This is a genomic window from Pseudomonas sp. TH04 (assembly GCF_016651355.1).
Classification (GTDB): Bacteria; Pseudomonadota; Gammaproteobacteria; order Pseudomonadales; family Pseudomonadaceae; genus Aquipseudomonas; species Aquipseudomonas fluorescens.
This window is the reverse complement of the sequence record NZ_JAEKEA010000001.1, coordinates 5433477-5459709: the sequence shown is the minus strand read 5'-3', so window position 1 is coordinate 5459709 and position 26233 is coordinate 5433477. Positions and strand designations below refer to the sequence as shown.

General features: G+C 60.2%; 22 protein-coding genes. 6 read left to right on the top strand and 16 right to left on the bottom strand.

The features are described from left to right. Nucleotides 1–103: 103 nt before the first annotated feature. From fliD to JFT85_RS24500, 12 genes are all read right to left on the bottom strand, one after another. Nucleotides 104–1516, bottom strand: coding sequence for a flagellar filament capping protein FliD (gene fliD, locus JFT85_RS24555; protein WP_053257314.1), 1413 nt, complete (start codon nt 1514–1516; stop codon nt 104–106). A gap of 80 nt (nt 1517–1596) precedes the next feature. Further along, nucleotides 1597–1956, bottom strand: a complete 360-nt coding sequence (locus tag JFT85_RS24550; protein ID WP_053257315.1) for a flagellar protein FlaG — start codon at nt 1954–1956, stop codon at nt 1597–1599. Nucleotides 1957–2031: 75 nt separating this feature from the next. Next, on the bottom strand, nt 2032–3477 hold the full coding sequence (locus JFT85_RS24545) for a flagellin N-terminal helical domain-containing protein (protein WP_053257316.1): 1446 nt from the start codon (nt 3475–3477) through the stop codon (nt 2032–2034). A 264-nt stretch (nt 3478–3741) separates the two neighbouring features. Beyond that, a complete protein-coding gene (locus JFT85_RS24540; RefSeq protein ID WP_053257317.1) occupies nt 3742–4671 on the bottom strand; it encodes a ketoacyl-ACP synthase III in 930 nt (309 codons plus the stop codon). A gap of 276 nt (nt 4672–4947) precedes the next feature. Next, complete coding sequence (locus tag JFT85_RS24535) at nt 4948–6531, bottom strand: flagellar hook-associated protein 3 (protein WP_053257318.1); 1584 nt, start codon at nt 6529–6531, stop codon at nt 4948–4950. Between the two features lie 14 nt (nt 6532–6545). Then, entirely contained in the window at nt 6546–8582 is a 2037-nt protein-coding gene (gene flgK / locus JFT85_RS24530; RefSeq protein ID WP_053257319.1) for a flagellar hook-associated protein FlgK, read from the bottom strand. Between the two features lie 10 nt (nt 8583–8592). After that, entirely contained in the window at nt 8593–9852 is a 1260-nt protein-coding gene (gene flgJ, locus JFT85_RS24525) for a flagellar assembly peptidoglycan hydrolase FlgJ (protein WP_053257320.1), read from the bottom strand. A gap of 10 nt (nt 9853–9862) precedes the next feature. Continuing rightward, nucleotides 9863–10951, bottom strand: a complete 1089-nt coding sequence (locus JFT85_RS24520; RefSeq protein WP_162232029.1) for a flagellar basal body P-ring protein FlgI — start codon at nt 10949–10951, stop codon at nt 9863–9865. Between the two features lie 27 nt (nt 10952–10978). Beyond that, nucleotides 10979–11674, bottom strand: a complete 696-nt coding sequence (flgH, locus tag JFT85_RS24515; protein WP_053257322.1) for a flagellar basal body L-ring protein FlgH — start codon at nt 11672–11674, stop codon at nt 10979–10981. Between the two features lie 53 nt (nt 11675–11727). Continuing rightward, nucleotides 11728–12513, bottom strand: a complete 786-nt coding sequence (gene flgG / locus JFT85_RS24510; RefSeq protein ID WP_053257323.1) for a flagellar basal-body rod protein FlgG — start codon at nt 12511–12513, stop codon at nt 11728–11730. Between the two features lie 69 nt (nt 12514–12582). Next, complete coding sequence (locus tag JFT85_RS24505) at nt 12583–13323, bottom strand: flagellar basal body rod protein FlgF (RefSeq protein ID WP_053257324.1); 741 nt, start codon at nt 13321–13323, stop codon at nt 12583–12585. A 269-nt stretch (nt 13324–13592) separates the two neighbouring features. After that, nucleotides 13593–15155 carry a sigma-54-dependent transcriptional regulator gene (locus tag JFT85_RS24500; RefSeq protein WP_053257325.1) on the bottom strand — a complete coding sequence of 521 codons (1563 nt, stop codon included), beginning with the start codon at nt 15153–15155 and terminating at the stop codon, nt 13593–13595. A gap of 257 nt (nt 15156–15412) precedes the next feature. Between JFT85_RS24500 and phhA the strand changes: the two genes are divergently transcribed. The 3 genes from phhA to JFT85_RS24485 all read left to right on the top strand — a co-directional run bounded on the left by phhA (nt 15413) and on the right by JFT85_RS24485 (nt 17858). Further along, nucleotides 15413–16204, top strand: a complete 792-nt coding sequence (phhA, locus tag JFT85_RS24495) for a phenylalanine 4-monooxygenase (protein ID WP_069551062.1) — start codon at nt 15413–15415, stop codon at nt 16202–16204. Between the two features lie 104 nt (nt 16205–16308). Then, nucleotides 16309–16665: a 4a-hydroxytetrahydrobiopterin dehydratase gene (locus JFT85_RS24490; protein ID WP_017134918.1), complete on the top strand. Its 357-nt coding sequence runs from the start codon at nt 16309–16311 to the stop codon at nt 16663–16665. Further along, a complete protein-coding gene (locus tag JFT85_RS24485) occupies nt 16665–17858 on the top strand; it encodes an amino acid aminotransferase (RefSeq protein ID WP_078827077.1) in 1194 nt (397 codons plus the stop codon). The genes JFT85_RS24490 and JFT85_RS24485 overlap by 1 nt, the downstream gene beginning before the upstream one ends. Before the next feature lie 123 nt (nt 17859–17981). Here JFT85_RS24485 and JFT85_RS24480 read toward each other — a convergent pair whose 3' ends face one another. Further along, on the bottom strand, nt 17982–18791 hold the full coding sequence (locus tag JFT85_RS24480) for a UDP-2,3-diacylglucosamine diphosphatase (RefSeq protein ID WP_053257328.1): 810 nt from the start codon (nt 18789–18791) through the stop codon (nt 17982–17984). A gap of 137 nt (nt 18792–18928) precedes the next feature. On the opposite strand from JFT85_RS24480, the gene JFT85_RS24475 reads away from it, so the two are divergent. Both JFT85_RS24475 and JFT85_RS24470 read left to right on the top strand, forming a co-directional pair. Beyond that, nucleotides 18929–19678, top strand: coding sequence for an AraC family transcriptional regulator (locus tag JFT85_RS24475; protein WP_069551064.1), 750 nt, complete (start codon nt 18929–18931; stop codon nt 19676–19678). A gap of 99 nt (nt 19679–19777) precedes the next feature. Continuing rightward, on the top strand, nt 19778–20662 hold the full coding sequence (locus tag JFT85_RS24470; RefSeq protein WP_201230595.1) for a DMT family transporter: 885 nt from the start codon (nt 19778–19780) through the stop codon (nt 20660–20662). Between the two features lie 3 nt (nt 20663–20665). Here the strand turns inward: JFT85_RS24470 and JFT85_RS24465 are convergent, their stop codons facing one another. Then, the gene (locus JFT85_RS24465) at nt 20666–20953 is read right to left on the bottom strand and encodes a SelT/SelW/SelH family protein (protein WP_053257331.1); all 288 of its coding nucleotides are present in this window, start codon (nt 20951–20953) and stop codon (nt 20666–20668) included. Nucleotides 20954–21036: 83 nt separating this feature from the next. Here JFT85_RS24465 and JFT85_RS24460 point away from each other — a divergent pair, with 83 nt between their 5' ends. Then, nucleotides 21037–23226 carry a patatin-like phospholipase family protein gene (locus JFT85_RS24460; protein WP_053257332.1) on the top strand — a complete coding sequence of 730 codons (2190 nt, stop codon included), beginning with the start codon at nt 21037–21039 and terminating at the stop codon, nt 23224–23226. Between the two features lie 87 nt (nt 23227–23313). Here the strand turns inward: JFT85_RS24460 and JFT85_RS24455 are convergent, their stop codons facing one another. Continuing rightward, nucleotides 23314–23748, bottom strand: a complete 435-nt coding sequence (locus JFT85_RS24455) for a MarR family transcriptional regulator (protein ID WP_053257333.1) — start codon at nt 23746–23748, stop codon at nt 23314–23316. Nucleotides 23749–23869: 121 nt separating this feature from the next. Further along, entirely contained in the window at nt 23870–25996 is a 2127-nt protein-coding gene (gene recQ / locus JFT85_RS24450) for a DNA helicase RecQ (RefSeq protein ID WP_201230593.1), read from the bottom strand. Between the last annotated feature and the right edge of the window lie 237 nt (nt 25997–26233).

The window sequence follows — 26233 nt, the reverse complement described above, 5'->3', positions numbered from 1 at the left end:
CTGATTATTATGTCGACGGCGTCGCAAAAAACTTTAAGCCGATGGTCTGGCGAAGGTCACGCCCGACAACGTTAAGCACATTGCCGGACGGCCTCATTGAGGATCAACTGGTCTTCGGATTATTCAGCGCGTTAAGCGTGGTCATGACGCTGGAACGTTGACTGGTAAGCTGCGCGACCAAGTTGTTCATCGTGGTGTATTTGGCGGTCAGGCTCGTCTTCAAGGCCGCCATGCGCGCGGTCAGGGTGTCCTGCTGGTTTTGCAGGTCCTTGATGTTTGCCGACAGCGTCGATGTACGCGTAGCGAGAACCCCGGTACCACTGAGCGCATAGCTGTCGGTCGCGGTTTTCATCCGTGCCAGCAGCCCCTTGTCACCGTTGAAAATGCCGCCAATGTCAGTGGGGTTGGTCGCGATCGCGGCACCGAACAACTTATCGTCGATGCTCAGCTTGCCGGTCTTCTGGTCAGTGTTCACACCAAACTGGGCCAGGGATTTCAAAGAGCCCGTGCCACCCAATGCGTTCAGTTCGCTACGAACGGCCGAGGTCAGAGTACGCAGAGTGGCGTCGCCCGTCAGCGCAGCCGACGTGATGGAACCGTCGGCATTGGTGGTCACCGCGGTCTCAGTGTTGATCGCGGTCATCAGGGCGTTATAGGTGTCGACAAAGCCCTTGACCGAACTCTTGAGGGTGTCGGTGCTTCGCGCGATGGTAATGGTCGAACTCAGGCGCGTAACGGTTGAGCCAGGGGGGAGCGGATCTGTAGAACCGGCAGGCAGAGGCGACACTGCCGTCAACTTGATGCTCACACCACTGATCGCGTCGCCCAGGGTATTGCTCTTGGATTCCTGAGCGGTACCGTCAATGGTGTACTTCGCGTTCTGCGGCACGGTCACAACCGAGGTTCCGGCTTCCAGGCCGGAGTTACCGCCGAGGGTAATGTCGGTGCCGACACCGGTATTGGTCGACGTCATGACCAAACGGGAACCGGTGGCGTCAGTCAGGATGTTGGCACTCAAGCCAGCACTGCTGTATTGCGCGTTGATCGAGTCACGCACCTGCTGCAACGTCGCACCTGGCGGAACGCTCACACCATAGCTCTGGCCCGACTGGGAGATCTCCAGGGTGGTCGACGTAGTGCCGGTATTGACGACAGCCTTCGCCCCGGCTGCAAAAGTCTGGGTAGCGACCTTCGAGGCCGTCGCCAACTGATTGACCACCAACTGGTAGCTGCCCGCGGAGGCACCGGCGCCCAGCGTGATGGCCGATACGTTGTTATCCGAGGTCGTTGCCGACAAACCGCCGATACTGGCGTCTTTGGCCATGTTGTCCATGGCGCCGCGGAACGCATCCAGTGCCGCTTGAATCTTGCCGATCGAGGACAGCTGGGCGGTCGACGTTTGCGTCTGCTTGTTGATCTGCGACTGCTTGGGTGCCTGTTCCGCGTTCACCAATGCCGTCACGATCGACTGGGTATCGATGTTCGTAACTGGGCCGCTAACCGTAATATCACCCATGACTGTTCTCCTGATCCGGGGCTGGCGCTTTCTTGACGTACGACGCCTCAAGCAGCTTCAGCAACAAAATTCATGCCAGCTCAGACTTTGGCGTCAAACAACACGCTGCTGGCGTCGTGAAGGCTTTGTGCGAGTTTCAACGCAGTTTCCGAAGGGATCTGCCGAATCACCTCGCCGCTGTCGGTCGCAATGACCTTGACTACCACCTGATGGGTGGTGTCATCAATGGAAAAATCCAGGTTGCGCTGGGCAGCCTGGACGAATTTGCGAATATCCGTGACCGCCTGTTCAAGGTCGGACGGCTTCGAGTCCTGCTTGGGTTGGACCGTGGCGACCGTAGGGTCCACCTTGGTTTTCTGCGGGTCGGTACTTACGGGAGCAGGAGCACTTTGCGGCGCCGCTGCCGGATAAGACAGGTTCAACTTGACGCTCATGTCCATGTCCAGTCTCCTCATCACGCAAAAGACAAAAGGGCACGTAAACGCGCCCTTCCGTCAGTCATCTACCGATGGCTATTACTGAAGCAGCTTCAGTACAGCGGAAGGCAGTTGGTTGGCCTGGGACAGGATCGCAGTGGAAGCCTGTTGCAGGGTTTGTTGCTTGGTCAGCTGAGCAGTTTCTGCAGCGTAGTCAACGTCCTGGATCTGACCGCGAGCGGCGCTGGAGTTGTCTGCAATGCTCTGCAGGTTGGCAACGGTGTTGTCGAAACGGTTTTGTACAGCACCGAGGCCGGCACGCTGCGAGTCGATGTCCGAGATCGCCTGGGTGATCACGTCGATCGCGTTTTGCGCGTTGGCAGCGGTAGTAACGTCGGTGTTGTTGACGGTGGTTTTGGTGGAGTTGGCAGCGGTAGCAGCACCGGCAGCGAACACACCGGCTACACCAGCGCCGTTCAGCGCGTAGCTGCTGGAGGAGTTCAGCGAAACAGCACCGGTAGCAATGATCGCGGTGGCGGCCAGTGCAGTAGCAGTACCGTAGGTACCGGTGCCGTCTTTGGTTGCAACCGAGATACCAGCAGCACCGCCGTCACCAGCGTTGAAGGTCAGGTTCTCACCGGTGTCGGACTTGACCGACAGAGCGTTGGTCGACGAATCGTAGTTAACGCTGATGCCCAGCTTGGCAGCGTTGGACTTCAGTTGGTCAGCCAGGTCGGACGTTTTGGTCACGCCAGTGAACTGAACGGCTGCACCGCTGCCCACTTGCAGGGTGAAGTTAGCGTTCGGAGGAGTAGCCGCACCAATGGTAGCCGCGTTCACGGTGAACTGAGCTTCGGTGCTGGCGGTAGCAGCCAGGCCGCCGACAGCGCCGTTCATTTGAGCAGCGATCTGCTTGGCAGAAGCGCCAGCTGCCAGGGTAACGGTTGCGGACTGGCCACCACCGGTAACGGTGATCGCGCCGCCGGCAATACCTGTTGCCGAAGGCGTCAGGGATTGAGTTTTCAGCTGCTGCGAACCAATGTTGTTGGCGGCAACGTTACCGATGCTCATGTCGATGGTCTGGTTGGCGTTGGCGCCGACCTGGAACGAAGTCGTACCGAACGAACCGTCCAGCAGGTTCTTGCCACCGAACGTAGTGGTGGTAGCGATACGGGTCAATTCAGCAGTCAGAGCGGCGTATTGAGCCTGGTTCGACTTGCGGTCTTCAGCGCTTGGCGAGCCGTTGGCGGATTGCAGAGCCAGGGTACGCATGCTCTGCAGGATGTTGGTGGACTGCTGCATGGCGCCTTCAGCGGTCTGAGCAATCGAGCTGCCGTCGTTGGCGTTTTTGATCGCAACGCCCAGGCCGTTGATTTGGCTGGTCAGACGGTTGGAGATTTGCAGGCCGGCCGCATCGTCTTTGGCGCTGTTGATACGCAGGCCGGAGGACAGACGCTGCATGGAGGTTTGCAGGGCGCCGGAAGCCTTGTTCAGGTTGTTCTGAACGGTCAACGAAGCAAGGTTGGTGTTTACTGTTAATGCCATGACGAAATCCTCGTGGGTGGTGTACTGCGGCTTCCGGCCCTGGCAACCGCCGGGTGTGGCCTAGAGAACCTTCGTAATAGTTATCGTCGTGAATGCAAGTTGCTTGAGGACTTTTTTGATTTTTTTTACTAGCACCGGGCCACTCTTTGTAATTCAAGCGTTTACGATAGCTCAATGCCCAGCAAATGCTGGGTTTCTGGCGCCAAATAAAAAACGCCCAGGCTTTTTCAAGCCTGGGCGTTTTTTGTGCAACCTATCAAGGCATCACGGACGATAGAGAATCGCCGAACCCCACGACAGGCCTACACCGAACCCGCTGATGGCAACCCGCTTCCAGTCGCCGTCGATCATGTGCTTTTCCAGCAGCAGCGGAATGCTCGAAGACACGGTGTTGCCGGTCTCGACCATGTCCTTGATGAACTTCTCCACGGGCGCATCTTCGAAACGCCGCGCGACGGCGTCGACAATCGCCGCACTGCCCTGGTGGATGCAGAACGCGTCGATTTCGTCAGCCTTGAGGTCAGACTCATTGAGCAGCTCGTGCAAATGCGCCGGCACCTTGAGCAACGCGAAGTTGAACACCTGGCGGCCGTTCATGAAAAACACGCCGTCGCTGACCTTCAAGTGCGGCGCGCCGGAACCGTCGGTACCGAACTTCGATTTGCCCAGCAACCAAGGCGCGTCTTCACCCATCCAGGTGGCGGTGGCGGCATCGCCGAACAGCATGGTGGTGTTGCGGTCTTCCGGGTCGACGATCTTCGAATACGGGTCGGCGGTGATCAGCAGGCCGTTTTTCAGGCCGGTGGCTTCCATGAAGCCCTTCATCGCATAGATGCCGTAGACGTAACCGGAGCAGCCCAGGGAAATATCAAACGCAGCCACATGGGTCGGCAGGCCCAGCTTGTCCTGGACGATGGCGGCGGTGTGGGGCAAACCCTCTTCGTCGCCGTTTTGCGTCACAACGATCAGCGCGTCGATGGATTCGCGCTTCAAATCCGGGTTAGCCGCAAACAACGCGTTGACTGCCTCGACACACAGATCAGAGGTTTCCTGCGCAGCATCCTTGCGCGGCAGGAACGCCGAACCGATCTTGCCGATGATGAAATCTTCATCCTTGGCGAATTTGGCGCCCTGGGCGTAGTTATCAACCCCGTCTGCTGGCACGTAACTGGCGATGCTTTTTATGCCAATCATTGTGGCTTCCCAATACTAAATAGCTGGATAACACCCCTCGGGCTACGCCGGGAGCGCTGACAATAAAGGGGGTAACCCCATAAAAATTCGCTGAAAGCCGCCGCGTAAAGACCCGACGACGACTTATCCTTTTCACACGATACAGTGAAGATGCGCTTTATGACTCACAGGTCACTCAATTTTGTGCGCTTTGTGCAAAACCCTGCAACATTCCCGGCAGCAGAAACGACAACGGCCCAGCCTGTTTCCAGGCTGGGCCGCTGGTGCTAGCGCCGATTACATCCGGCTGAACAGGCTCAACTGGGAGATTTTCACGAAGGCCAGTTGCGAGGCTTGCAGCATAGTCTGTTGCAAAGTCAGGTCAATGGCAGCCTGGCCCATATCGACGTTGGCCAGCGATGACATGGTGGAGGTGTTGGCCAAGCCCAGGCTGGTGTTTTCCTGGCCTTGAATATCCAGCGCATTCTGGCGCGCACCAATCGAACCACGCACCTGGTCAATCTGCGCCGAAGCGTTGGTCAGGTTGCCGATGGTGGTGTTCAACACGTCTTTGAGGTTGTTCTTGGCGACCTGGTTGCCATCCGCCGGGACCAGCAAGGCCTTGCGCAGCTGGCCCAAGGTATCCAGGGCGTTCATATTTTTGTTGCTGGTGGCACCGATGGAAAACTGATCACCCGCCCCTGGCGTACCGCTCACATCGAACGTCACCCCGGCAGCGGTAATCGACGTCGCGCCGGTGGCCATGGTGCCCGAGGCAATCGACTTGCTGTTCGGCGTGTACGGCTGGGCATACACATCGTAGGCATTGCCGCTGGTGAACTTGATCACCGCACCCGAGTTGGGAAAGGTACTGGCGTAGGTCGGCTGATCCGTGACCCGGCCGCCGGTCAGTTGCGCCGTGGACGGGTTGCTGGCCGTACGCGAGCTGCTGAACGTGTCCGGCTTGCTTTCCAGGGTGAACGCCTTGCCCGTCACCAATGCATCCGCAGGCGCACCCGAGGCGACATCCGGCCCCAGGTTCAAGCTGATATCGAATTTCACGCCGCGCAGGTTGACGCTCGAAGCGCCTTCCTTGGTGGAGTCAAACGTGCCGTTACCGGTGATCTCGGCGGTAACGTCATTACCGTCCTTGTCGCTCACGCTGTATTGGGTGCTGCTGGAGAAGGTCAACTTATAGGGCTGACCATCGGAAAAACTCTTGGTGTAAGCGGTGCCGGAGGTGATCAGGCCCGCCGAGATCGCGACCTTGCCGTCATTCACCGCAGGCGGCAACAGGGTGGCCTGGGTGCGGCCGGTGTTGGAAGAACTCTCAAGCAAGGTCTTGCCCGTATCTCCCGCAGAGACTGTCAGGTTGCTCGACACTTGCAGGCTCAGCGGCGTCTCATCACCCTGGTAGGTGTAGGTGCCATCGTTGTTACGGCTGTAGGGCGGCGTGTCGGTCTTGGTCCCGGAAAACATGTAGTTGCCGCTGGAGTCCTTGGTGTTGAGCAGGCCCAACACCTGGTCTTCAAGCGCCCCTATCTGGCTCGCGATCGCCTTGCGGTCATCATCGCTGAGGTGGAGATTACCGGCCTGCAATGCCAGGCCCTGCGCGCTTTGCAGGGTGGTGTTGATGCTCGCCAGGACACTTTCTTCGTTGGTCAGCGAGTTTTGCAAGCTCGTGATATTGCCGTTGTACTGCCCCAGCATGTCTTTCTGTTGTTGCAGCAGCAACAATTGGGCGGCGGCTACCGGGTCATCCGAAGCGGTCTGCACACGCACACCGGAACTCGCCTGGTCCTGGGCCTTCACCACACCCGAATAGTTATCCTGATACTTGCTGGAGCTGGTGTCGAAATACTGCTGTGTAGAGATACGCATCGTTCCAGACTCCTTTAAAGGGCGTTAATCAGTGTGCTGAAGGTTTCTTGCGCAGCCTTGATGATCTGCGACGATGCGGTGTAGTACTGCTGGAACTTGATCATGTCGCCCGCTTCCTCATCCAGGTTGACCTGGGACACCGAGTTGCTGGCCGCCTTGTTCGCCGCCAGCAAGGCGCCGGTGGCGGTGCTGTCGGTGTTGGCCTGGGCTGCCTTGGAGCCCACTTGCGACACCAGCCGGCTATTGGCACTGACCAGGCTCACGCCTGCGTTGCCATCCACCGCGCCGACCGTCGCTTTCGTCTGCAACCCCAACAATTGCTGGGCGTTGCGGCCATCGGAGGTCGCGCCGCTATTGAACGAAAAGGTCGTGCTGTCGCCATTGGCGGGCGCACCGGACACCGTGGTATCAAAGCTGAAGCTCTTGCCTGGAATCAACGTGCCAGTCGCATCGCGCATCGGCACATTGACGGTGACCTTGTTGCCCTGCCCCGGGATGATGCTGCCGGTGCCGATTGCGTTGCCCTGGGCGTCGTTGACCGTGTAGGACTGGGTGCCGTCTGCCGCAGGCTTGCCGAACACCATCTTCACCGGCATTGAGTTTTCAATCCCGGCACGCAATTGCGCAGTAGCGGCGCCGCCGTTGATATCAATCGGCACGGTCAAGGTCGGTTGCGTAAACGCGCCGGTGCCGGTGTTGGTTTTGCTGGCATTTCCCGCCAACGGCGCAGCGAATGCAAGTTTGTTCGGGTCTTTGAGATCGACACCAATGTTGCTCGCCCCTGTGGCGGTCGGGCTGACCTTGAAGCTGTCACCGGCAGCGACCGGCCCCTTGCCATTCAAGGCCAGGGTGAACCCGTCGATCACCGGCGGCGGCGTGGTGGTGGTGTCGAACGAGCCCATGGCTTTGCCATCGGAACGCACCACGTTGTACTGGTTGCCGCTGGTAAAGGTGACTTTGTAGTCGAAGGTCGACAGCTTGCTGCTGTCAGCAATTGTCACGTTCAGGTTGCCGGAGCCTGCGCTGTTGCCCGAGGCGGCCTGGCTACGCTGAGCAATCGCTGCGGCACTGTTGATGTCGCTGAACAGCGAAGAACCGAAATCACTGTTGAGGTCCAAACCCTGACCCAACTGGCTGTTGACGCTGTCCGCCGTGGCGATGGCGATGCGGCCCAGGTCATTGATGGCCGGCATCAGTGCATCACTGCGGTAACGCAACAAGCCGCCAATGCTGCCGCCGGAAACCACATTACCGATGTCCATGGGTGTGTCGCCCATGTTCAGCTGGATAGTGTACTGGCTGTTGTCGGTCTTGCTGGGCACGGCTGAAATCGTGTTGGCGACATTACCCTCGACGAGCGACTGACCGGTGCCGGTGGTGATGCTGACCTGGCCGTTCTTCTCGGTGGCCGTGACACCAATCAGTTCGTTGAGCGAACGTACCGCCTCGTTACGCGCATCCAGCAGATTGGCCGGTGCGGTGGTCGAGGTGCCCTGGGCCTGGGAAATCTGCCCGTTCAGCGACGCAATCGACGACGTCAGCTTGTTGACCTGATCGCTCATGGTGGTCAACTGGGCGTTGATGCCTTCTTTCTGCTGAGTCAATTGCGTGGAAATCGCGTTGAAACGGTTGCTCAAGGTCTGAGCGCTGGTCACCAGCAGTTGGCGTGCGGACACATCGCTGGGGTTTGCCGCGGCAGTCTGCAGGGAGGCAAAAAACGCGCTGAGCACCGCAGACATGCCGGTGGACTTGTCCGACAGGGTCTTGTCAATCGCAGCGGCCTGGCCTGCATAGGCAGTGGCATCGCTATTGAGCGCCGTGCTGCTCTGATAGGCGGCGCCCAAAAAATCGTTATAAATGCGGCGCACATCCGCCAGCGTGGTGCCGCTGCCGATAAACACACCGCCATAGGGGTTGCTGGCATTGGCGTTCTGAGTGGTCTGCTGACGCGAGTATCCCGGGGTGTTGACGTTGGCAATGTTGTTACTCAAGACCGACAGCGATCCTTGAGCGGCGTTGAGCCCTGACATCCCGATACTGAGCAAACTCATGATTCAGACCTTATAAATGTGTGGTAGCGCCAGCGGCTGCGTAATTCTGGTAACTGTTCATCGTTTTGGCGATCTGCGAAATCTTGCTGGCGTAAGCCGGGTCGGTTGCATAACCGGCTTTCTGCAACTCGCGTACAAACTGCTCCGGGTTGTCGGCTGATTTCACAACTTCTTTATAGCGATCATTGCTTTGCAGCAGTGTCACCAGGTCATGGAAGCTGTCCTGGTAAGAGTTATAGGAACGGAAATGCGCCGTCTCCTTGACCATCGCCCCATCGCGAAACTCACTGGTGATTGCGCGGGCCTGGGCCCCCTGCCAACTCTGCCCGGCCTTGATACCGAACAGGTTGTGGCTGCTGCTGCCGTCTTCGGCGCGCATCACCGACTTACCCCAACCGGTTTCCAGTGCGGCCTGGGCCACCAGGTACTTCGGATCAACACCGATACGCGCGGCGGCCGCCTTGGCCATCGGCAGCATGGTCGCGACAAATTCATCCTGCGAGCTGAAGGCCTTCTTCGCCGGTGCCAAGGGTGGCTGGGCAACAGCGCGCCCATAAACTTGCATGCGCCCGCTCGGTACGGCAAAGCTGCGCGCCGAGCTGTTGATCACCGTGTCGGCGGCGACACTGTTACGCAGTGGCGCGCTTGCCGGAGTGGTAGTAGCGGCAGCGTTTGGCACGATGCCAACGAGCAGGCGATCCGTCAGCTTGCTTGGCAAGGAGATACGGCGCTGGTTCATCAGCGCCACGTCGTTGGCATGGCTGTTGGTGCCTTCAGGCACCGCCACCCGGAACGCCCACAGAGGCCGCTGCCCGTTGGAGCGCCCCAGCGGCCCATTCGCCTGGGTACCCGCCGCGATTTCCGTCGGCACGTCCACTTTCTTGACCGGCTCGGCAGCCGCCGGGCCCTGCAAGGTAGCGGCCTGGGCATCCACCGGTTTGTTCTTCTGCATCTGCCGCATCAGCACGTCGGCCAAGCCGATACCGCCGCCTTCGCGGGACATCGAGACCGCCAGCTGCTGGTCGTACATTTCTTGATATTGCTTGGCCGCCGGGGTGTTCAGCGGGTTGTCCTTGCCCAGGGCCTCGGTCGCCGAGCGCATGGACTTGAGCATCTCGCTCAAGAACAACGACTCGAACTCCTGCGCCACTTTGCGCATGTTGCCATCGCTGTTCTTGTCGGCACCGACCTTGAGCTGGTTAAGCCGGTTCAAGTCGGAGTAAGACCCCGAGTCCGCCGTGCTGCTGATCCCACTCTTGCGCATGTCCATGGCGATGGCCTCAGATCACAATCAGGTCGGCTTGCAAAGCGCCGGCCTGTTTCAAAGCTTCGAGGATCGCCATCAAGTCGCCTGGGGCCGCGCCCACCTGGTTCACCGCGCGGACAATCTCGTCCAGGGTGGTGCCGGGGCCGAACTTGAACATCGGCTTGGCTTCTTGCTGAGCGTTGACCCGCGAGCGGGGCACCACCGCCGTCTGGCCATTGGACAATGGCCCAGGCTGGCTGACGATGGGGTCTTCGGTGATGGTCACCGTCAGGCTGCCATGGGTCACCGCTGCCGGCGACACTTTGACGTTCTGGCCGATCACGATGGTGCCGGTACGCGAGTTGATGATGACCTTGGCCACCGCCTGGCCCGGGTCGACCTCAAGGTTTTCCAGGATCGACAAGTAATCGACACGCTGGCTTGGGTCCAACGGTGCGGTCACACGGATCGAGCCGCCATCGATAGCCTGCGCCACACCTGGGCCGAGCATGTCGTTGATCTTGTCGACCACGCGCTTGGCAGTGGTGAAGTCGGAACGGTTGAGGTTCAACGTCAGGCTATTGCCCTGGTTAAAACCGCTGGGCACGGTGCGCTCCACCATGGCGCCACCAGGAATCCGTCCGGCAGACGGCACGTTCACGGTAATTTTCGAGCCGTCACGGCCCTCGGCATCAAACCCGCCCACCACCAGGTTGCCCTGGGCGATGGCATAGACGTTACCGTCGATACCCTTGAGCGGCGTCATCAACAGCGTGCCGCCGCGCAGGCTTTTCGAGTTACCGATCGACGATACGGTGATGTCCACCACCTGGCCCGGCTTGGCAAACGCCGGCAAGTCAGCACTGATGGACACGGCGGCGACGTTTTTCAGCTGCACGTTGCCTGAGCCCGCCGGCACCTTGATGCCGAACTGCGACAGCATGTTATTGAAGGTCTGCAGGGTGAACGGGGTCTGGGTGGTCTGGTCACCCGTGCCATTGAGCCCGACCACCAGGCCGTAACCGATCAACTGGTTGGAACGCACACCGGAAATGCTCGCGATGTCCTTGAGGCGTTCGGCCTGGGCGACAGCGCTTAAGGAAAGCAGGAGTGCCGCCGCCATCAGCTGTTTGAATTTCAAAGTGGTCACCTAGAAAGGGAACAGCGGGCTAAGGAAGAAACGGTCGAACCAGCCCGGCTGACTGGCATCAGCAAACGAACCTGTACCCGAGTAGGTAATGCGTGCATCGGCAATGCGTGTCGACGGCACGGTGTTGTCAGTGGCAATGTCATCGGCCCGCACCATCCCGGCAATACGCACCAACTCATCACCGGTATTGAGGGTCATCCACTTCTCGCCACGGATGGCGATAATGCCGTTGGGCAACACATCCGCGACGGTCACGGTGATCGAACCGGTGAGACTGTTACCCTGCCCTGCCGCGCTCTTGCCATTGGTGGCGCGGTCGCCGCTGTAGCCGGCACTCAAGCTCAGGTCACCACTGCCCAACGGGTTATTGGTATTGGGGACGGCACCGAACAACGAGGTCAGGCCAATGCCCGTCTTGCTGGTCTTGCCCACCTGCGAGTTGGCGTTTTTGCTGGCTTGGGTTTTCTCGTTCAGGGTGATGGTGATGATGTCACCCACGCGGAACGCCTTGCGGTCGCTGTACAGGTTCTGTTCGAAACCGGCCTGGTAAATCGAGCCATTGTTGGCCGCCGCAGGCAACGGCGTGCGCGGCAGCACCGGCGCGTAGTACGGGTCATTGGGTTTTGGCGTCGGGGCGACACAGCCCGCGAGCACGGCGATCCCACTCAATGCCAGAACAGAAACATAGCGATTCATGACCCTTACCTCACGGTGTTGCAGGCGCCGTCGAAGGCGCCCCATAGACTTGATTACAGATTCTGCGTTACGAACGAAAGCATCTGGTCGGCGGTGGAAATCACCTTGGAGTTCATCTCGTAGGCGCGCTGGGTGGTGATCATGTTGACCATCTCCTCAACCGTGCTGACGTTGGAGGTTTCCAGGGTGCTTTGCAGGGTGGTGCCGAAACCGTTCAGGCCAGGGGTGCCGATTTGCGGCGCGCCACTGGAAGCGGTCTCCAGGAACAGGTTGTTACCGATGGCTTGCAGGCCGGCCGGGTTGATGAAGTCGGCGGTTTGCAGGTTGCCGATCACTTGCGAAGCCGGGTTGCCGGCCACGGTGATCGATACGGTGCCGTCGTTGCCGACGGTGAAGGTTTGGGCGTTGGCGGGCACGACGATTGCCGGCTCCAAGGCAAAGCCGTTGGCGGTCACGACCTGGCCATTGGCGTCCAGGTGGAACGTGCCGTCACGGGTGTAGGTGGTGGTGCCGTCCGGTTGCAGGATCTGGAAGAAACCTTTGCCGTTGATGGCCATGTCCAGCGGCTGCCCGGTTTGCTGCAGGTTACCGGCAGTGAAGTTCTTCTGGGTGCCAACGATTTGCACACCGGTACCCAGTTGCAGGCCCGACGGCAGCTCGCTGTCCTGAGTCGACTGGGCGCCTGGCTGGCGCTTGATCTGATAGAGCAAGTCCTGGAACTCGGCGCGGTCACGTTTGAAGCCCGTGGTCGATACGTTCGCCAAGTTGTTGGAAATGGTCGTCAGGTTGGTGTCCTGGGCGGACAAACCTGTTTTGGCAACCCATAGAGCCGGAAGCATGCTGTTCTCCTTCGTACGCCTGTTTGTTGGCGCTGCGCTGCAAAATTAGTGTTCAGTCAGGGACGGCTATCAGCTCATCGCCAATACGCGGGTCATGGCCTGGTCGTCTTCTTTGGCGCTGTTCATCATCTTGATGTGCAGCTCGAACTGCTTGGAAAGCGACAGCACAGCGGTCATTTCTTCAACGGCATTGACGTTGCTCGCCTGCAGGAAGCCCGAGGTCAACTTCACGTTCGCGTCGGCCTGGGCCGGCTGGCCATCCTTAGTGTGGATGGTGCCGTCCAGACCTTTGGTCATGTTCTTGAGGTCCGGCTGGACCAGCTTGATGCGGTCCACTTCAGCCATCACCCGTGGGCCTTCGCCCATGGCGCGGATGCTGATGGTGCCGTCGGCACCCACTTCGATTTTTTGCTGGGGCGGCACCGCAATCGGGCCACCGTTGCCCATGATCGGCATGCCGTTGCCGGCACGCAGCACGCCCAACGCATCGACGTTCATGCTGGCGCTGCGTACGTAGGCTTCGCTGCCATCCGGGGTTTGCACGGCCATCCAGCCATTACCGTTAACCGCCACATCGAGGTCACGACCGGTTTCGATCATCGCGCCCGGGGAGAAATCGGTGGCCGGCCGTTCGGTCATCGCAAACGCACGCGCCGGAAAGCTGTCACCAAACACCGGCATCGAACGCGCCTGCTCAAGGTCACGCTGGAAACCGTTGGTGGAGATGTTCGCCAGATTGTTGGCATGGGCCTTCTGCGCCAGTGCATTCTGGCTGGCGCCGGTCATTGCCACATAAAGGTACTTGTCCACGCTCTATCCTCTTTCTGACGGACGCTTGCCGCCCACCGTTGTACTGATGAGGCTTAAGCAATTTGCGAACCAACTTTCAAAAAGACAGGAAAGTCCAGGCAGCGCGGGGGTTTGCGGGCAGGCAGGAGGATTTCAAGGCCTGGAGAGAGTCGAAAAAACGGCGGACTACTGCCGCCTGCGGCAAGCACAGGCCTTGAAGATGACAAATAACAAATGCGGGAGCTGGCTTGCCTGCTCCCACAGTTTTAAACCGTGTTTAGCCTGGTGCCTTATTTATCGCCCTTAAGAATGCCGTAATCACGCAATTTATTGGCGATGGTGGTGTGGGACACACCGAGGCGCTTGCCTAACTGACGGCTGCTCGGGTGCTCGGCATACAAGGCTTCCAGTACTGCTTTTTCGAAACGCCCGACGATGTTGTCCAACCCGCCCTCCAACGAAAAATCGCCAAGCGGCTGACGCACCCCGTAATCCGGCAAGCGAATATGCTCCGCCTTGACCGTGCCGCCCTCGCACAACGACACCGCCTGAAACAGCACGTTTTCCAACTGCCGCACATTACCCGGCCAATGGTAATGACTGAGTCGATCCATGGCCGCCGGTGCCAACTTGGGCAGTGGGCAACCAATCTGCCGGCTGGCTTGATCGAGAAAATGCTCAACCAGCGGCGCCAAACCATCCAGGCATTCACGCAAGGGTGGGATGTGCAACGACAGCACATTCAGGCGGTGATACAGGTCTTGGCGAAACTCACCCCGGGCGCACAGTTCGGACAAATCGACCTGAGTGGCGCAGATCACGCGCACATCCAGATAGACCTCCTCGTCGCTGCCCACTCGGCGAAAGCAACCGTCCTGCAGAAAACGCAGCAACTTCACCTGCAACCTCGCGCTCATTTCCCCCACGCCATCGAGAAACAACGTACCGCCCGCCGTGAGTTCCAGCAGCCCGAGCTTGCCTTCCGCACGGGCGCCTTCGAACGCGCCGGGGCCATAACCAAACAGCTCGGTCTCCGCCATGGACTCTGGCAGCCCGGCGCAGTTGAGTGCCATCAACGGCGATTGCCCACGTGGGCTGGCCAGGTGGCAGGCGCGCGCCAGCAACTCTTTGCCAGTGCCGGTTTCGCCTTCTATTAATAGCGGCGCATCCAAGGGCGCCATGCGCCGTGCCTCACGAACCACCGCCGCCATGACCTTGGAGCTCTGGAAAATACTGTCGAAACCGCGCAGCTCCTGCTTGCGCACATTGTAGATACGCTCCCCCACCCGGTCAGCGCGGTGCAGGGTCAGCACCGCGCCGGCCATGGCTTCACTGTCATCGTGCTCGGAAGATTGCAGCGGCGCGATGTCCGCCAGGAATACGTCGCCCTTGACCTTGACCCGCAAGCCGTTGATCCGCGACTTGCTCGCGCGCACCAGCTCCGGCAGGTCGAAGTCCTCGGCATAACGCGACAATGGAATCCCCGGCACCTCGTCGACCCGCACCCCGAGCAACTGCGCCGCCGCACGGTTGGCGGCGACGATGGAGCCGCCCATGTCGATGGACAGCACCGGAAACTCCAGCGCACCGAGCAACGCGTTGAGCTCCATATGCCGACGCTCGCTGGGCATCAGCCCTACCCGTTTGACGCCAAAAACCCCGGCAATCGCTTCGAATTGCGGGCGCAATGCCTGGAACTGCATGTTCACCAAGTTGGGGCAAAACAGGTAAATCGCGTTGCCATGCTCACCGCCCACTTCGCCTTTGGCGACGTTGACGCCGTACTCCACCAACAGGTTGAGGATGTCCCGCAGGATGCCGATGCGGTTCTGGCAGTGCACTTTGATACGCATGAAAAGGCCCGAAAGGTGGGAAGGCGCCGCGTCTTTTTGCCGCTGGGCGCAGATAGTCGTCAAGATTATGTGACAGTGCGTGCACTTTTCACAGCCCAAGACACAGAAGACCCGCACGATCGTAACGAATACTTTACGAAATTCAGTAACTTTTCCTACGGGTTAGGCCAGAGCCGGATGGAATCCGCCGTCTTCCGCGTTATCAATAGGGCATACGCCGCACATAACAAGAACGAATGCCTAAGCAGGAGAGCCGTATGAAGCAGACGCAATACGTGGCCCGCGAGCCCGATGCGCAAGGTTTTATCCACTACCCGCCAGAAGAACATGCGGTGTGGAACACCCTGATCACTCGCCAGCTGAAAGTCATCGAAGGTCGCGCCTGCCAGGAATACCTGGACGGCATCGACAAGCTCGGCCTGCCTCTGGACCGCATTCCGCAACTGGGTGAAATCAACCAAGTGCTGGCCGAAACCACCGGCTGGCAAGTTGCCCGCGTGCCGGCGCTGATCCCCTTCCAGACCTTCTTCGAATTGCTCGCCAGCAAACAGTTTCCCGTGGCGACCTTTATTCGTACCCGTGAAGAACTGGACTACCTGCAAGAGCCGGATATTTTCCACGAGATCTTCGGCCACTGCCCGCTGCTGACCAACCCCTGGTTTGCCGAATTCACCCACACCTACGGCAAGCTCGGCCTGGCAGCAACCAAGGAACAACGGGTGTACCTGGCGCGCCTGTACTGGATGACCATCGAGTTTGGCCTGGTGGATACGCCGCAAGGTCGGCGCATCTACGGTGGCGGCATTTTGTCGTCGCCCAAGGAGAGCGTGTATTGCCTGTCGGATGAGCCCGAGCATCAAGCCTTCGACCCGCTGGAAGCCATGCGCACGCCGTACCGTATCGACATCCTGCAACCGCTGTACTTCGTACTGCCCGAGCTCAAGCGCCTGTTCGAAGTGGCGCAGGAAGACATCATGGGCATGGTCGAGCGCGGGATGCAGTTGGGTCTTCACGCCCCCAAATTCCCACCCAAACCCAAAGCGGCGTGAACCTTAGGTTTTGAGGCCAGGTGAGTCTGTTCCCCGGCCCCGCGTTGCTTTAGGGTGACGCTACTGACGACCGTTTTTCAAACACTCGAATTCAGGACACACACATGACCACCTTGAACCAAGCCCACTGCGAAGCCTGCCGCGCCGACGCCCCGCAAGTCAGCGACGAAGAGCTGCCGGTACTGATCAAGCAGATTCCCGACTGGAACATCGAAGTCCGCGACGGCGTGATGCAGCTGGAAAAAGTTTTCCTGTTCAAGAATTTCAAATTCGCCCTGGCCTTTACCAACGCCATGGGTGAAATCTCCGAAGCCGAAGGCCACCACCCAGGCTTGCTCACCGAGTGGGGCAAAGTCACCGTGACCTGGTGGAGCCACTCGATCAAGGGCCTGCACCGCAACGACTTCATCATGGCCGCGCGCACCGACGAAGTGGCCAAGGACGCCGAGGGCCGCAAGTAATGCATTTCGATGCCATTGGCCGCGTACCCGGCGACCCGATCCTGGGCTTGATGGACCTGTATGCCCAGGACAGCAACCCGAACAAATTCGACCTGGGCGTGGGTGTCTATAAGGATGACCAGGGCCTGACACCGATTCCGCATTCGGTAAAACTCGCCGAACAGCGCCTGGTCGACACTCAAACCACCAAAACCTACATCGGCGGGCACGGCAACGCGGCGTTCGGCACGTTGATCAGCGAACTGGTGCTTGGCGCCGATTCAGTGTTGATCCGCGAACGCCGTGCCGGTGCGACCCAGACCCCGGGCGGCACCGGCGCCCTGCGCCTGAGCGCCGACTTTATCGCCCACAGCCTGCCCGGCCGTGGCGTGTGGTTGAGCAACCCGACCTGGCCGATCCACGAAACCATCTTCGCCAAGGCCGGCCTGAAGGTCAGCCATTACCCGTACGTGGGTGCGGACAACCGCCTGGACGTGGCGGCGATGCTGGCGACGCTCTCCAAAGTACCGAAGGGCGATGTGGTGTTGCTGCACGCGTGCTGCCACAACCCGACCGGCTTCGACCTGTCCCAGGATGACTGGCGCCAAGTGCTGCAAATCGTGCGCGAGCGCCAACTGCTGCCGTTGATCGACTTTGCTTACCAGGGCTTCGGCGACGGTCTGGAGCAGGACGCATGGGCGGTACGGCTGCTGGCAGCCGAACTGCCGGAAGTGCTGATCACCAGTTCCTGCTCGAAAAACTTCGGACTGTACCGCGACCGTGTGGGTGCATTGATCGTGTGTGCGGCAGATGCCGAAAAACTCACGGACGTGCGCAGCCAACTGGCCAATATCGCGCGTAACTTGTGGTCGACACCGCCGGATCATGGCGCCGCAGTGGTCGCGACCATCCTCGGCGATGCCGCGCTCAAGCAGGTATGGAGCGGCGAAGTCGAAGCCATGCGTTCGCGGATTGCACAGTTGCGCTCCGGCTTAGTGGAGGCGCTGGCGCCACACGGGTTGGCCGAACGGTTTGCGCACATCGGTGCGCAGCGCGGGATGTTTTCCTATACCGGCCTGAGTGCCGAGCAGGTGAAACACCTGCGGGAGAAGCACAGCGTGTACATGGTCAGTTCGGGGCGCGCTAACGTCGCAGGTATCGATGCGACACGCTTGAGCCTGCTCGCACAGGCGATCGCCGACGTTTCCAACTGAAGCGACCGCAAGTAAATGCAGAAGCGGGCTCGCTCGCGAATGCGGTAAATCAGTCGTCAGATGCATTGACTGACACACGGCATTCGCGAGCGAGCCCGCTCCCACATTTGGATCGCCCCGGCTTTAGCCCGCGACCATTTCAGCTTTTAGCTGTGCCTCTTTTGCCTGCGCATCCGCCAACCGATACAACTCGATATGCCCATCCCAATGCTCGATCAATGCCGTGCATGACTCCACCCAATCCCCGCAGTTGAGGTAATCCACCTCACCGACCTTACGAATCTCCGCATGGTGGATATGCCCACAGACCACGCCATGCAGTTCACGCTTGGTCACTTCGTGGGCAATCGCCTCTTCGAAATCACTGATAAAGCTCACCGCCGTTTTGACCTTGTGCTTGAGGTACGCCGACAGCGACCAGTAGCCATAGCCATAGCGCGCACGCCAGTGATTGAGCCAGCGGTTCAACGTGAGGGTGAACTCGTAAGCCGAGTCACCGAGAAATGCCAACCAGCGGTGGTAACGGGTGATTACATCGAATTGGTCGCCGTGGATCACCAGCAGGTGGCGACCATCAGCGGTGACGTGCACCGCCTCGTCCACCAACTGGATATTGCCCAGGATCAGCTTGGAATAACGGCGTAGAAATTCGTCATGGTTGCCGGTGACATAAATCACCTCGGTGCCGCGCTTGGCCATGGTCAGCAGCCGGCGGATCACGTTGGTGTGGGCCTGGGGCCAATACATGCCGCCGCGCATCTTCCAGCCGTCGATAATATCGCCGACCAGGTACACCTTGTCGGCGTGGTAACCCTTGAGGAACTGCGAAAGGTGCTCGGCCTGGCAATCCCGGGTGCCCAGGTGCACGTCGGAAATCCACAGGGTCCGCACCCGTTGCTTACGGCTGGGCTTAACGAATTCGGCACTGGTCATGGGCGTCCCTCGACGGTGTTTTCGCGAGCTTGCACCCTTGCGATTAATAGCCCATGACAGACCTGCGTCAGTCTGATGACAGCGCTCGCCTGCCGCAAAGCGTTGTAGACTGGCGCCATGCTGCCCAGGAGACCGCGATGAGACCGACCCTCACGCTGCGCCACTACATCGAAGCCCCCCTCGCCCACAGCCATGACCATGCGCAGTTGGTGTTCGGCCTGTCCGGGCACCTGGACCTGGAAGTCGACGGCCGTGGCAGCCAGGTGCACGAAAGCAGCGTGATGGTGCTGCCGTTCTCCGCCCACCATACCTGCGGCAGTCGCGACGGCAGCCGCTGCCTGGTGCTGGATGTGCCCACCGAACACTGGGTGGTGCAATCCCTGGGCGAACATGCCGACGCCAGCCGCCGCCTGCTCGATCAACCGGCGCGCCTGGCTCTGGATTCCCGGCAAAGCCAGTTGGTGCAATGGCTGGCGCACAGCCCGGTGGATGATCCGCTGATCGTCCAGCAAGGCGCGGTGTTGTTACTGGCCAGCCTTAACCACCCGCTGGCCCGCCCGATGCAGGGCAAGCGCCTGCCCTATGCGGCATTCAACGCCCACATCGAGCGGCACGCGGCGCGCCCGCTGCAGGTTGCCGACCTTGCGCGGATCGCCGAGCTCTCAGTGCCGCGCCTGCATGCACGCTTCATGGCAGAGTGCGGACAAACGCCGATGGACTATCTACGCAGCCGTCGCTTGCACATGGCGCTCGGGCTTTTACGTGAGACTGCCCTGGCCATTGGCGAGATCGCCGCACGTGTCGGCTATGCCTCGCAGAGCGCATTCTCTGCGGCCATGCTGCGCGAATTCGGCGCCTCACCCGGCGCGTTGCGTCGGGCCGCCTGACAAGAGCCCTGCGTTAATCATCGCGAGCGTCGCGACAGACACCAGCGCCCTCGACCCTCTAGACTGCGACGCTGACACCCCGTTGGTTCAAGGATCGCAATGACTCCCCGTTCAGCCCTCGGCGCCCTGCATATCGGCGCATTGATGTTTGGCCTTACCGGCGTATTCGGCAAGCTGGCGGCCGCCTCGCCCGCCATCATTGTGTTTGGCCGCGCCGCCTTTGCCGTGCTTGCCCTGGCGGTGTTTGCGCGATTCGCCAGCAATACCCCCTGGAAACAGCTGCAGATGCGCGACTGGCGTCGGCTGCTGGTCAGCGGCGTGTTGCTGGCGGCGCACTGGGTGACTTTCTTCATTGCGGTCAAAGTCGCCGGGGTCGCCGTCGCCACGCTCGGCTTTACCGCATTCCCGGCCTTTACGGTGATGCTCGAAGGGCTGATCTTCCGCGAGCGCATTCGCGCCAATGAAATCCTGCTGGTGGTACTGGTCAGCATCGGCCTGGTGCTGGTGACGCCGGACTTCAACCTCGCCAGTGCAGCCACCGGCGGCTTGCTGTGGGGCATTGTCTCTGGGCTATTGTTTTCACTGCTGTCGCTGAACAATCGCGCCAGTTCCGGGCGCATTCCGGCGGTGCAGGCAGCGCTGTGCCAGAACGTTGTAGTTGCGGCCTGCCTGTTGCCCTTGGCCGCGCCGGGGCTGGCGCAGGTGCGGGCCATCGACTGGTTGTGGATCGGGCTGTTGGGGGTTTTCTGTACCGGCCTGGCCCACAGCCTGTTTGTCGCCAGCCTCGCCGTGATCAAGGCACGTACGGCGTCGGTGGTGTTTGCCATGGAGCCGGTCTACGGCATCACTGCGGCGTGGCTGCTGTTTGCCGAAACCCCGACGTTGCGCATGCTGCTGGGGGGCGCACTGATCATCATCGCCATCGTACTGTCAGGGTTGATGGGCAGTACCAGCCAGGCCAAACAGCCCGCTGCAACCGCATGACCTTCACGCGTTTCGATCGTTGTGGCCCAAATCCCGCTGCGGGTCGATCTGATCGCGTACGCGCTGTTTAAGCACCTTGGCTTCCGGGAAACCACCGTCGGCCTTGCGCTCCCAGATCTGCACGCCGTCACAGGTGATGCGAAACGCGCCACCGGTGGCGGGTTCCAGCGTCACGCGCGCCAAGTCGTCGCAGAACGTGCTCAACAACTCCTGGGCCAGCCACGCGGCGCGCAGCAGCCACTGGCACTGGGTGCAATACGTAATGACGATCTCGGGTTTGCTTGCAGACATAATTTGAGAGGTTCCTGGCATAACAGGCTGGGAGGATCGAGTGGCTATAATACCGGCCTTTATCGCCCAGCCCGAGATACATGATGCGCCGCCTGTTGTCCTGCCTTTTCCTGTGCCTGCTGCCACTCCTTGCCAACGCCGTGGAAACACCCCGCCCGAAAATCGGCCTGGTGTTGTCCGGCGGCGCCGCCCGTGGCCTGGCGCATATAGGCGTGCTCAAGGCCCTGGAAGAGCAAGGTATTCAGATCGATGCCATTGCCGGCACCAGCATGGGCGCGGTGATTGGCGGTTTATACGCCTCGGGCTACAAGATAGATGAGCTGGAAAAGCTCGCGCTGAATATCGATTGGCAGCAGGCGTTGTCCGATGCGCCACCGCGGGAGGATGTGCCGTTTCGACGCAAACAGGATGACCGGGATTTCCTGGTCAAACAAAAACTCAGTTTCCGCGACGACGGCAGTCTGGGCCTGCCGCTCGGCGTGATCCAGGGCCAGAACCTGGCTCTGCTGCTGGAAAGCATGTTCGCGCACGCCAGCAACACGCGTAATTTCGACAAACTGCCGATCCCGTTCCGCGCAGTGGCCACCGACATCACCACCGGCGAAAAAGTCGTGTTCAACAAAGGCCACCTGCCTCAGGTCATCCGCGCCAGCATGTCGATCCCCGCCGTGTTTGCCCCGGTGGAGCTGGACGGGCGGCTGCTGGTGGACGGCGGCATGACCGACAATATCCCGCTGGATGTAGCCCGGGAGATGGGTGTCGACATTGCTATCGTGGTGGATATCGGTACGCCTCTGCGTTCACGCAAACAACTGGCGACCGTCGTCGACGTGCTCAACCAGTCCATCACCCTGATGACCCGGCGCAATTCCGAGGAGCAACTCAAGGCCCTGCATCCGAAGGACGTGCTGATCCAGCCGCCCCTGGCCGCCTATGGCGTGACGGACTTTGGCCGCGCCAAGGACATGATCGACGCCGGCTACCGCGCCACCCGCGCGCTCGATATACGCCTGGCACACCTGCGCCCCGCCGAACCGGTCGACCCGCAACTGGTGGAGGCGCGCACCCCGGGCGAACGCACGCCGATCATCACTGCGATCAACGTGGAGAACGACTCAAAAGTCAGCGATGACGTGATCCGCTATTACATCCGCCAAACCCTGGGCGAGCCGCTGAACCTGGACCGCCTGCAAACCGACATGGGCACGTTGTACGGCCTGGATTACTTCGAGCAGGTGCAATACCGCGTGGTGAAAAAAGGCCGCGACAACACCCTGGTCATCAGCGCACGCGGCAAACGCAGCGGCACCGATTATTTGCGCCTGGGCCTCAGCCTGTCGGATGACATGCGCGGCGCCAGTGCCTACAACCTCGGTGCCAGTTACCGCATGAACGGCATTAACCGTCTCGGCGCCGAATGGCTGACACGGGTGCAGATTGGTGACCGTCAGGAACTGTACAGCGAGTTCTTCCAGCCACTGGATGTGGGCTCACGCTACTTCGTCGCGCCTTATCTCAGTGCTCAGGCGCAGAACGTTGATCTGGTTCTGGACAGCGACCCCATCGCCGAATACCGCCTGGAACGCTACGGTTTTGGCCTGAATGTGGGGCGCCAGATTGGTAACAACGGCGAAATTCGCTTCGGCGTCGGCGAAGCGTGGGGCAAGGCGGATGTGCGCATTGGCGAGCGCGACCTGCCAAGCGTGAGCTTCAGCGAGGGCTTCTATGAGCTGAAATACTCCTTCGACTCGCTGGACAACGTGTACTTCCCCCACTCCGGCGAAGACATCGGCCTGGCCTTCCGCGAGTTCGCACCCGGCCTGGGCTCGGACCAACGCTACCGCCAATGGGAGTTCAAGCTGGATAAGGCCATGAGCCACGGCCCGGACACGTTGATACTGGGCGGGCGCTACGGGCGCACGCTGGATAAATCCGACGTGGTGATTTCCAGCTTCCTGCTGGGCGGTGCGCGGCAATTATCGGGCTTTCGCGAAGACTCGATCTCGGGGCAGAACATTGCGCTGATGCGGGCGGTGTACTACCGCCGGCTGACACCGCGCTCGTACCTGCCACTGGATTTCCCGCTGTACCTCGGCGCCTCGCTGGAACGCGGGCGGGCCTGGAACAACGACAATCAGTTCGACAGTGGGTATATCAACGCCGCGAGTATTTTCCTCGGGTTTGATACGCCGCTGGGGCCGCTGAATTTCAGCTATGGGTTCAATGATGATAAGCAGCAGGCGGTGTACCTGAACCTGGGCCAGACCTTCTAGAGCCCGGCACACATCGAATGTGGGAGGCGCCTGTGCGGTGAGCAGGCTCGCCACAACGACCCTGCCCGGCATCAGTCAGGCGCTACCTCAGGGCTTTTCCAGATTCGCCAAAATATGCCCGTGGACTCGCATGCACACGCGCAAATCCTCTTCATCCACGCCCACAAACAGTTCATGGCGCAAGGCCGTGGCAATGGTTTCAATCTGTTCGATCAGAGGGCGGGCGGTGTCACACAGCAGAATGCGCTTGGCACGCCGGTCTTCCAGTACGGCTTGGCGTTGCACCAGGCCTTGGCCTTCCAGGCTGTCGAGCAGGCGTGCCAGGGTCGGGCCTTCTACCCCGACACTTTGTGCCAACTCACGTTGGGTCGGTGCTTCCTCGAAACGGGCCAGGTGCAATAGCACCAGCCAACGTGCCTGGGACAAGCCCAAGCCCGCCAAACGGCGGTCCAGCTCGGCGCGCCAACCTCGGGACATTTGCGCCAACTGCATGCCAAAGCGGTGTTGATCGGTTAAAGGCATAAAAAACTCGTGATTTAGACTGAAAATAAAGTATGGCTAATTATTAGTCAGCTAAGCATGAGCCATGCCATGAGGCAAGAGTTGCTATGTACTGATTCGTTACATTGTCGTAATTGGCACATTAAATTTCGAATTCCGACTGCAAAGCGGCACGCACGCAGTACAAAACCCCTTCCGGAACACGCCCGGTAAACAACGGCGCGATCTCCGCAACAGGTGGCAGTTCGCCTTCTCCGTCGAGGAATGCGTCCTGGATTTCGCCGAGCAGATCTTCCGGCAAATCAAGGGCCTGCTCCAGCGACAACTGCTGCTTGCCAATGGATTCAGCCAGCAAGGTGTAGACGTTTTTCTCCGAGCATTGCAGTTGGCCGGCGATCTGGATCGGGGTCATGCCGGCACGCGCCAGGCTGATCAGTTCGTGGCGAATATCGGCAACTTCCTTCGGCGCTTCGGCCTGGCCGCCGAGCACTTCGAGGAAGGCCTGCCCGTAGCGCTCCAGCTTGCGCGCACCGACGCCGCTGACCCGGGCCATTTCGGCCATCGTGGTCGGCTGCTCGCGCAGCATCTCCAGCAAGGTCGAGTCGGGGAAAATAACGTAAGGCGGCACACTGTGCTCTTGCGCCAATTTGCGCCGCAGGGTGCGCAAGGCTTCCCACTGCTCGCGCTCTTCGCCACGCACCAGCTGGCTGGCCTGGCTGGTGCTGCTTTTGGCGGTGGTCTGCGGCTTGAGGTCGCGACGCAGCTCAAGGCTCACTTCGCCCTTGAGCAGCGGCCGACAACTGTCGTTCAGGCGCAGGCCGCCATAACCTTCCAGGTCGATATCCACCAAGCCGCGCGCGACCATCTGCCGGAACAGTGACCGCCACTCACCTTCTGCACGGGACCTGCCGACACCGTAGACCGAGAGTTTTTCGTGGCCGAAGCTGCGCACCTTTTCGTTGTCCTTGCCCAGCAATACATCCACCAGATGGCCAACGCCATAACGCTGGCCGGTGCGGTAGATGGCCGAAAGGGCCTGACGTGCCGGCTCGGTGGCGTCCCAGGTCTGCACGCCATCCACGCAGTTGTCACAGTGGCCGCACGGCTCGGGCATGTCCTCGTCAAAGTACGCCAGTAATGTTTGACGGCGGCAGCGGGTCTCTTCGCACAATGACAGCATGGCGTCGAGCTTGTGCTGCTCAAGGCGCTTGTGGCGCTCATCGCCTTCAGAGTTCTGCAGCATCTGCTTGAGCATCACCACGTCTTGCAGGCCATAGACCATCCAGGCATCTGCGGGCAAGCCATCACGGCCGGCGCGACCGGTCTCCTGGTAGTACGCCTCAAGGGATTTGGGCAGGTCCATGTGCGCCACAAAACGCACGTTGGATTTGTCGATGCCCATGCCGAAGGCGATGGTCGCGACCATGATCAGGCCTTCCTCGTTGAGGAAGCGTTTCTGGTGGGCGGAGCGCGTTTCATTCGGCAGGCCCGCGTGGTACGGCAGCGCCGGGTAGCCTTGCTCACAGAGGAACGCGGCCACTTCATCCACCTTCTTGCGCGACAGGCAATACACGATGCCCGCATCACTGCGCCGCTCGGACAGGAACGCCAGCAACTGCTTGCGCGGCTGCTCCTTGGGCACGATGCGGTAGAAAATATTCGGTCGGTCGAAGCTCGACAGGAAGCGCTCGGCATTCTGCAAATGCAGGCGCTCGACGATTTCTTCACGGGTCCGTTTGTCGGCGGTGGCAGTCAGCGCGATACGCGGCACGTCAGGGAACAGCTCGGCCAACTGGCCCAGTTGCAAATATTCGCGACGGAAATCGTGGCCCCATTGCGACACGCAGTGGGCTTCGTCGATGGCGAACAGCGCGATCTCCAGGCTCTGCAAAAAAGCCAGCATGCGCGGCTGCACCAGACGCTCGGGGGCCAGGTACAGCATCTTCACTTCACCGCGCTTGATTCGCGCCGCCAGGTCGCGCTGTTGCTCGGCACTGAGGGTGGAGTTCAAGGACGCCGCGGCAACGCCGAGTTCCTCAAGGGTGGCAACCTGATCGTCCATCAACGCAATCAGCGGCGACACCACCACGGCCAAGCCGTTACGCAACAGGGCCGGCACCTGGAAGCACAGCGATTTACCACCGCCGGTAGGCATCAGGACCAGGGCATCCCCGCCACTGGCCACGCGCTCAATGATCGCACCCTGGCGGCCACGAAAACTGTCGTAGCCGAAGATGTCCTTGAGGACGCGTTGAGCCTGCTCGAGCATGTAAAACTCCAAAATGGTGCCGAAATCCCTCTGTACAGGCTGGCCGAAAAAACGCGGGGTCACGGGAAATAATCCGTAAGCGAAGTTTTCTCGGATTGGCGCTTGGCCTGCAGGGGCATCACAAAACGAGGCAGTATACCCGAGCGTTACCTCGCACAGGGCGCCACTGACGAATAGCGGCCGCTATCTAAAACCTGGCAAATATGCAGTGTGGCTGGCCTGGGCGCTCAAGAAAGC

Coding starts and splice junctions, on each gene's coding strand:
- JFT85_RS24500 (WP_053257325.1), bottom strand. CDS start 15,155: ATGCGTATCAAAGTGCACTGCCAGAACCGCATCGGCATCCTGCGGGAC.
- JFT85_RS24485 (WP_078827077.1), top strand. CDS start 16,665: ATGCATTTCGATGCCATTGGCCGCGTACCCGGCGACCCGATCCTGGGC.
- JFT85_RS24455 (WP_053257333.1), bottom strand. CDS start 23,748: ATGCCTTTAACCGATCAACACCGCTTTGGCATGCAGTTGGCGCAAATG.
- JFT85_RS24520 (WP_162232029.1), bottom strand. CDS start 10,951: ATGGCGGCGGCACTCCTGCTTTCCTTAAGCGCTGTCGCCCAGGCCGAA.
- JFT85_RS24540 (WP_053257317.1), bottom strand. CDS start 4,671: ATGATTGGCATAAAAAGCATCGCCAGTTACGTGCCAGCAGACGGGGTT.
- JFT85_RS24545 (WP_053257316.1), bottom strand. CDS start 3,477: ATGGCATTAACAGTAAACACCAACCTTGCTTCGTTGACCGTTCAGAAC.
- fliD (WP_053257314.1), bottom strand. CDS start 1,516: ATGGGTGATATTACGGTTAGCGGCCCAGTTACGAACATCGATACCCAG.
- recQ (WP_201230593.1), bottom strand. CDS start 25,996: ATGCTCGAGCAGGCTCAACGCGTCCTCAAGGACATCTTCGGCTACGAC.
- flgK (WP_053257319.1), bottom strand. CDS start 8,582: ATGAGTTTGCTCAGTATCGGGATGTCAGGGCTCAACGCCGCTCAAGGA.
- phhA (WP_069551062.1), top strand. CDS start 15,413: ATGAAGCAGACGCAATACGTGGCCCGCGAGCCCGATGCGCAAGGTTTT.
- JFT85_RS24550 (WP_053257315.1), bottom strand. CDS start 1,956: ATGGACATGAGCGTCAAGTTGAACCTGTCTTATCCGGCAGCGGCGCCG.
- JFT85_RS24475 (WP_069551064.1), top strand. CDS start 18,929: ATGAGACCGACCCTCACGCTGCGCCACTACATCGAAGCCCCCCTCGCC.
- flgG (WP_053257323.1), bottom strand. CDS start 12,513: ATGCTTCCGGCTCTATGGGTTGCCAAAACAGGTTTGTCCGCCCAGGAC.
- JFT85_RS24465 (WP_053257331.1), bottom strand. CDS start 20,953: ATGTCTGCAAGCAAACCCGAGATCGTCATTACGTATTGCACCCAGTGC.
- JFT85_RS24480 (WP_053257328.1), bottom strand. CDS start 18,791: ATGACCAGTGCCGAATTCGTTAAGCCCAGCCGTAAGCAACGGGTGCGG.
- flgJ (WP_053257320.1), bottom strand. CDS start 9,852: ATGGACATGCGCAAGAGTGGGATCAGCAGCACGGCGGACTCGGGGTCT.
- flgH (WP_053257322.1), bottom strand. CDS start 11,674: ATGAATCGCTATGTTTCTGTTCTGGCATTGAGTGGGATCGCCGTGCTC.
- JFT85_RS24535 (WP_053257318.1), bottom strand. CDS start 6,531: ATGCGTATCTCTACACAGCAGTATTTCGACACCAGCTCCAGCAAGTAT.
- JFT85_RS24460 (WP_053257332.1), top strand. CDS start 21,037: ATGCGCCGCCTGTTGTCCTGCCTTTTCCTGTGCCTGCTGCCACTCCTT.
- JFT85_RS24490 (WP_017134918.1), top strand. CDS start 16,309: ATGACCACCTTGAACCAAGCCCACTGCGAAGCCTGCCGCGCCGACGCC.
- JFT85_RS24470 (WP_201230595.1), top strand. CDS start 19,778: ATGACTCCCCGTTCAGCCCTCGGCGCCCTGCATATCGGCGCATTGATG.